The organism is Niastella sp. (genome assembly GCF_045805085.1).
GTDB lineage: Bacteria > Bacteroidota > Bacteroidia > Chitinophagales > Chitinophagaceae > Niastella.
Genome location: NZ_JBJMLX010000046.1, coordinates 1 through 5163 on the forward strand (window position 1 = coordinate 1; position 5163 = coordinate 5163).

The 5163-nt window shown below is 43.5% G+C and carries 7 protein-coding genes and 1 pseudogene; 5 read left to right on the forward strand and 3 right to left on the reverse strand.

The annotated features are described in order from the left end of the window. Together ACJ751_RS01975 and ACJ751_RS01980 are read right to left on the reverse strand one after the other, a co-directional pair. On the reverse strand, positions 1–662 hold a 662-nt coding region (locus tag ACJ751_RS01975; RefSeq protein WP_407743696.1), incomplete at its 3' end, for a hypothetical protein. A 313-nt stretch (positions 663–975) separates the two neighbouring features. Then, the gene (locus ACJ751_RS01980; protein WP_407743697.1) at positions 976–1359 is read right to left on the reverse strand and encodes an SWIB/MDM2 domain-containing protein; all 384 of its coding nucleotides are present in this window, start codon (positions 1357–1359) and stop codon (positions 976–978) included. A gap of 302 nt (positions 1360–1661) precedes the next feature. Between ACJ751_RS01980 and ACJ751_RS01985 the strand changes: the two genes are divergently transcribed. Continuing rightward, the gene (locus tag ACJ751_RS01985; protein ID WP_407743698.1) at positions 1662–1991 is read left to right on the forward strand and encodes an ArsR/SmtB family transcription factor; all 330 of its coding nucleotides are present in this window, start codon (positions 1662–1664) and stop codon (positions 1989–1991) included. Positions 1992–2300: 309 nt separating this feature from the next. Here ACJ751_RS01985 and ACJ751_RS01990 read toward each other — a convergent pair whose 3' ends face one another. Continuing rightward, positions 2301–3287 (reverse strand): GlxA family transcriptional regulator, encoded by a 987-nt coding sequence (locus ACJ751_RS01990; RefSeq protein WP_407743699.1) that lies wholly within the window; start codon positions 3285–3287, stop codon positions 2301–2303. A gap of 264 nt (positions 3288–3551) precedes the next feature. Between ACJ751_RS01990 and ACJ751_RS01995 the strand changes: the two genes are divergently transcribed. The 4 genes and pseudogenes from ACJ751_RS01995 to ACJ751_RS02010 all read left to right on the forward strand — a co-directional run. Beyond that, positions 3552–3761 carry a hypothetical protein gene (locus ACJ751_RS01995; RefSeq protein WP_407743700.1) on the forward strand — a complete coding sequence of 70 codons (210 nt, stop codon included), beginning with the start codon at positions 3552–3554 and terminating at the stop codon, positions 3759–3761. A gap of 37 nt (positions 3762–3798) precedes the next feature. Beyond that, entirely contained in the window at positions 3799–4224 is a 426-nt protein-coding gene (locus ACJ751_RS02000; protein ID WP_407743701.1) for a VOC family protein, read from the forward strand. Positions 4225–4257: 33 nt separating this feature from the next. Further along, positions 4258–4764 (forward strand): DinB family protein, encoded by a 507-nt coding sequence (locus ACJ751_RS02005; protein ID WP_407743702.1) that lies wholly within the window; start codon positions 4258–4260, stop codon positions 4762–4764. Between the two features lie 41 nt (positions 4765–4805). Next, a pseudogene (locus ACJ751_RS02010) lies at positions 4806–5163 on the forward strand (aspartate aminotransferase); the annotation flags it as partial.

Sequence of the window (5163 nt, forward strand, 5' to 3'; positions counted from 1 at the left end):
GGCAGGGCTTTATATTTTTTAAGGTATTCTTTTAACAGGTTGTATTGGCGGTAAACCGGTTCTTTAACAGTACCGGCATTACCCTGCTTCAATACAGAATCGAGAAACGCACTGTACGAAAGTTTTTTCCGGGGCATCAGCCAGTCTACCTGTTGGGTAGCGCTTTCTTCCAACCCACCCCACACCTTTTGGGCAAAGAAAAAGTAAAGGGATGTCAGCAACAGTTCGGTCTCGCTTTTTTGTTCAGGTGTTTGGTTATTGCCGGCGTTTATAAGGGTGTCGAGAGTGCGCTTATAAGGGAGTGTCACACTAAGTCCTTCTTCGGGCAAATTTTCCAAACGTGCGTACAGGTGGCTGGCCTGTTCGGTTAAACCGCTATCGGTATACCAGGCAAAGGAATAATTACGGCCGGCGTAAAAGGTATTGATGTCTTTTTGAAAACTGCGCAGGGAGTCGTACCTGGCATAGAATGAATTGAGGCGGTTGGCAGAAAAGCGCAGGGAGCTTTGCTCGCTGAAGTTACCGGCAATGTCCCGGGCGGCATCCTGTACAACTTTACTAATGGAATCCTTCTTACGGTTGTTGCCTGATCTGGAACCGGATTCCCTGCATCCCCAAATACACAACAGGCAAAGGGCAATGAGAAAAATGGATTTTTGCATAAGGTCTACTCTAATGGGGTAATACACAATAAAAAAGGGGTTCATGAATATGACTGGTGTGCAATCGTAGCTTGACTTTAACTGCCAGTTATACCCGTAAACCCCGCAATGATTGTTCTGAATATCTTTGGAAGGTGATCGAGGAAAATGTAAAGGCCCTGTTTGATCCTCTGAAGGGCCATTTTTGCGGCCAGAGAAATGAAGGAGAAATTATGTAAAAAGAAAGGTACTTACTAACCCGGTTCTTTTACAGGATTTAAAACCATCCATCCTTCCTGTAAAAGTTCTAATTCCTTCAATTCGCATATACGAACTACTTCACGTGTTTGTTTACCACTTTAGCCAGCTCGAACATTGAAATTTGATCTTTACCGAACAGCGGTTTCAGTTTGCTGTCAGCATTGATCATTCTTTTGTTCTTGTTGTCTTGCAGCTTGTTCTTTTTGATATATTCCCAGATCTTTTTAACGATCTCAGTTCTTGGTAAAGGTTTGCTACCTATTACTTCAGCTAAAACAGGGCTCGCATTGAGCGGAGCCATGAAGGCAGCGTTTGGTTTTCTTGCAGATTTCTTTTTAGCTGCTTTCTTTTTAGGAGCTGCTTTCTTTGCTACTTTCTTAGCTGCTTTTTTTGGAGCGGCTTTTTTTACTGCTTTTTTTATTGCTTTCTTAGCAACTTTCTTAGCTGTTTTTGCCATAGTGTTTTAAAATTTAAAAGTGAATAATGAAAGTTTTTGAATTATAGTTTGAAATTAAATCACAGTGAATATACTCAAATTTATAAATAACAAAATGAATTATCACAATATTCAGCTGTTAAAATCCTTTTGTTCCTCACCTGTGCAGGGCCGTTTCCCTTGGTGAATTTAAGAAAGCTACTGCAAACATAAGACTCATTTTTTATGAATACCCCCATTTTACCTGGTATTTATAAGGAATTTATTTATGAAACCTTTGGGTTTCATTATATTTGCAACCTAAAGGTTTCCTATTTACAACTATGCGTAGAGACGTATTTCAGGCGATAGCCGACCCCACCCGGCGGGAGATCCTCAACATGATAGCGCACCAGCCACTGAACGTAAATGCCGTGGCTGAGCACTTTGCAGTAAGCCGTACTGCCATTTATAAACACATTAAAATGCTTACGGAATGCGGCCTGGTAGTAATTACACAGTTTGGGCGCGAACGCTTCTGTGAAGCCCGTCTGGAGCGGCTTACAGAGGTTATTGACTGGGCAGAGCAGTACCGGAAAATATGGACGGAACGGTTCGATAGCCTGGAGAATTTTCTGGATACCCCAAGAAGAAAACCGACACGGAAGAAGTAGTGGTAGTGGGTAGAATAGCTTGTGTGTTTAAGTCACGCATTTGGAGTGCGGAAGGCAAAATCGTGAATCGTCAAACGTCAAACGTGAAACGTGAAAGGGCTCGCGACGAGGCAACATTCCTCTCTATTTTCATCTCTTATTCGTTTCAACTCTCGCAATTCACAATTTACTCACAGTCCTCTTTATCAACGCTGTCAACTCTATCAACGCTGTCAACTCTATCAACGCTGTCAATCTGCTCCTTTTTTACCACGTATTAACGTGTTAACTCGTCAACTCGTCAACTGGTTAACTGGTCAACTGGTCAACTCAATCCATCACCAGTTGCTCCTTGTTATACTTATTGCGATACTCTATAGGAGACAACCCCGTTATCTTCTTAAATATGCTCCTGAAAGCCTTTACGTCGCTATAGCCAACATCATACATAACCTCGTATACATTCTTCTGCCCCGTCTCCAGGTCCTTCTTGGCGGCCTCTATTTTAACCCGCTGAATGTATTCCGTTACGGTATTGCAGGTGGCTTTTTTAAAGCGGCGTTCGAGGCTGCGGCGGCCCAGGGCAAAGGTTCCGGCTATCTGGTCAACCGTTATTTTCTCTTCGAAATTCTTTTCAATATACTCCTGGGCTTTCTTCACAGTTTCATCCTCATGGGATTTTTGTCCCTGGAAAATGATGAATGGCGATTGCAGGGTGCGATCGATATCGATCATAAAGGCCTTGGCTATAAGAATGGCGATATCTCGGCCGGCATATTTTTCAATCATATACACCAGCAGGTTCAAATAAGAATAAGCCCCGCCACTGGTATAAATGCCATCCCCATCGGTAATGATCTTATCGTCTACCAGTTCCACATCGGGGTACAGCGCCCTGAATTCATTGGCGAAACGCCAATGCGTGGCGCACTGTTTACCCTTTAACAAACCGGTAGCTGCCAGAAAGAAAGAACCAATACAAAGACTGGCCACCTCGGCCCCATTATTGAACTGCTGCAATATCCAGGGAATGAGTGCCTGATTGTCGGCTACTATTTTAGGGAACTGACCATGAATGGCAGGTATAATGATGAGGTCGGTTTTGGCAACATCCGTATATAAACAATCGGGCTTAATGGTGAACAACCCTTCGCGCTGACTGGTTTCCTTCGATAATCCAACCATTTGAATAGTAAACAAGGGAGCCTTGCCCATACTGGTACGCAGGTTATTTACCTCTGAAAAGATCTGGTGGGTCCCTTCTATATTCACCAGGCTGGTGTGCCCTTTTGGGATCAGGATGGAAACATGTTTCATGCTGTAAATTTTTGTTTTTTTCTGACCTCATTAACAGTAGTTCCGACGGACCAGGATATTACTATGACAAGGGGTGAAAAGGAATGGACATAGTAACAGCGTTTTATGGTAGCTTTCCCCTTTATAAAGATAAAAAACAATTGTCGCATTCAACCCCTTAATTGGTCGCTTTTACACCCTTTTGAAGTTAACAGGTGCGTGTATATTTGAATACGATTGCAGCAGGCAGTTAGTGTTACCAAAGCGAAACAAAAAATAAGCACTATGATTGAGGTTTTTAAAACTAATGTACAGAAGTTTTCAGAAGCTCAAAAGCTGGTGGCCTTATTACGAAAGCATTTTCCCAACAGCAAGATCAACTTCGACCTGGATGATTGCGATAAGGTGCTGCGGGTAGAAGGCAATAACCTGCGAATTGAGAAGGTAATGAACCTTGTTACGAAAAAAGGGTTCCTGTGCAAAGTGCTTGATTGATTTTTATAATATTTCTAAACAATTAAAATAAAAGAACATGCCAGCATTGAATCCTTATTTAAATTTTAACAACAACACCGAAGAAGCCTTCAACTTTTACAAATCAGTATTTGGTGGAGAATTTGCCATGGTTATGCGTTTCAAGGACATTCCTGCGGAATATAAGGGCCCTGCTCATGAAGACAATAAGATCATGCATATTTCTTTACCCATCCCCGGCGGTGGCATGTTAATGGGTAGCGATGTACCTGAACAAATGGGTAAAGTGGTTACCGGGAACAATATTCAACTTAGCCTGACCCCTTCCAGCAAAGAGGAGGCCGATAAATTATTTAACGGCTTATCAGCTGGCGGCCAGGTAACCATGCCTATGGCTGATGCTTTTTGGGGTGCCTACTTTGGGATGTGTGAAGACAAGTTCGGCATTCGCTGGATGATCAATTTCGATGCTAATCAACGATAATTTCACTTATACGTATTTATTAAACCTGGTATTATGAAAACAGCAACAGATCTATTGCAGGATTTTGAGGAAGCCACCAATGAGTATCTTGAAATTGTTTCTGGCTTAAGCCAGGATGAAATAAATACGGTTCCGTACCCGGGCAGCTGGACGGCTGCCCAGGTTACGGAGCATCTTTGTAAGTCAGACAAAGGAATGCTCGGCGCACTGAATGGTCCGGTGTACCCCACCAACCGGCCGGCCGATGCGGGGGTAGATGGCTTACGGAAAACCTTTTTAGATTTCAGCACCAAACTGCCCTCACCCGATTTTATTATTCCGGAAGATACCACCTACGATAAAGACAATTTGATGGAAGCGTTTAAAGCTGGCCGGGAACAGATTGGCAACGCTATCAAATCGCTTGACCTCACTACCGGCTGCCAGATGCCCATCTTTGGGGAGCCTACCCGTTTGGAGTTGATCTATTTTGTGATCTTTCATACCCAGCGCCACACCAACCAGGTAAAACGCATCAGTGAAAAACTGGTAAGCGTATAGGAAAACAGGTATTTTAGCAGGAAGGAATAAACTGCCTGCCTATGCTATACAAAAGAATGCCTATTGAAAAGGAGTCGCCCGAAGAAAGGGGGTATGAGAGCATCCTGTTCAACCTGGCCGAAAGTTCTGTTGCTGACCTCACCTTTGGCGAACTGAATATTCAGCTGAATGAGTTGAAGCTGGAATACATTCCGCACCGGGGCAATGTACACCTTCGGCAAATGCTGGCGACGGAAGCAGGTGGTTTATACCCCGACCAGGTGCTGCTTACCAATGGCGCCTGCGGCGCGCTGTTTATTATTAATACTGCCCTGCTTACCCCAACTGATCATTTAATAGTAGTGCGGCCCAATTATGCCACCAATATCGAAGTGCCTCTAACTATTGGTTGTACCATCA